The sequence below is a fragment of the Streptomyces poriferorum genome (genome assembly GCF_019399235.1).
GTDB classification, from domain to species: Bacteria; Actinomycetota; Actinomycetes; order Streptomycetales; family Streptomycetaceae; genus Streptomyces; species Streptomyces poriferorum.
Genome location: NZ_JAELVH010000686.1, coordinates 1 through 331, shown reverse-complemented (window position 1 = coordinate 331; position 331 = coordinate 1). Strand labels below are relative to the sequence as shown.

Annotated in this window: 1 protein-coding gene; it reads left to right on the top strand. The window is 76.1% G+C overall.

Features of this window, described 5'->3' with window-relative positions; genetic code table 11:
* Positions 1-331, top strand: a 331-nt coding sequence (locus tag JGS39_RS40420; protein WP_219574707.1) for a polyketide synthase dehydratase domain-containing protein, incomplete at both ends; no start/stop codon positions are given.

Sequence of the window (331 nt, the reverse complement as noted above, 5' to 3'; positions counted from 1 at the left end):
CTGACCGCCGCCTGGCGGTCGGGCGACACCGTGTACGGCGAGGTGTCACTCGCACCCGAACTCCACGCGGAGGCAGCCCGGTTCGTGCTGCACCCGGCGCTCCTCGACTCGGCCCTCCACACGCTGGGGCTGGGCAACTTCCTCGGCGAGGGTATCCGGCTGCCGTTCTCCTGGTCCGGGGCGGCGCTGCGGGCCACCGGAGCCACGTCCCTGCGGGTGACGGTCGCCCCCGGCGACGGGGGGCGGGACACGGTCCGGGTCTCGGTCGCCGACCCTGCGGGCGCGGCCGTGCTGGATGTGGAGACCCTCACCCTGCGGCCGGTCGCGCCGG